At 72.8% G+C, this 368-nt stretch carries 1 protein-coding gene; it reads left to right on the top strand.

The features are described from left to right. Positions 1-76: 76 nt before the first annotated feature. On the top strand, positions 77-368 hold a 292-nt coding region (locus tag AC1DSF_RS31420), incomplete at its 3' end, for an FAD-dependent monooxygenase (RefSeq protein WP_478184218.1).

The raw sequence follows: 368 nt of genomic DNA, 5'->3' as shown, positions 1-368 counted from the left end.
CTTCTGCGGTCCGGCCTGTTCCGGCGCGGGCCGCGCCGGGACGCCTCCGACCGCCGGCGACCTCCTTGGGAGCGACGTGTACGACGAACGAGTCCCTGTCCTCATCATCGGCGGCGGCCTGGCCGGCCTGTCCGCCGCGGTGTTCCTCGGCCTGCACGGCGCGCCGCCGATGCTGGTGGAGAAGCACCCGACCACGAGCACGGTGCCGAAGGCGCGCGGGCAGTACCCGCACACCATGGAGGCGCTGCGCATCGCCGGTGTGGCCGACGAGATCCTGTCGGCGTCGCCCGGCGGTACGGGCGACTTCTACATGGCGGTCGCCGAGTCTCTGACGGGCGCCGTGACGCTGGACATCAACACGGACGGCC

The organism is Variovorax sp. 01N429 (assembly GCF_056399425.1).
Note: the sequence above shows the minus strand (reverse complement) of the source record. Positions and strands in the feature narration are given on the sequence as shown.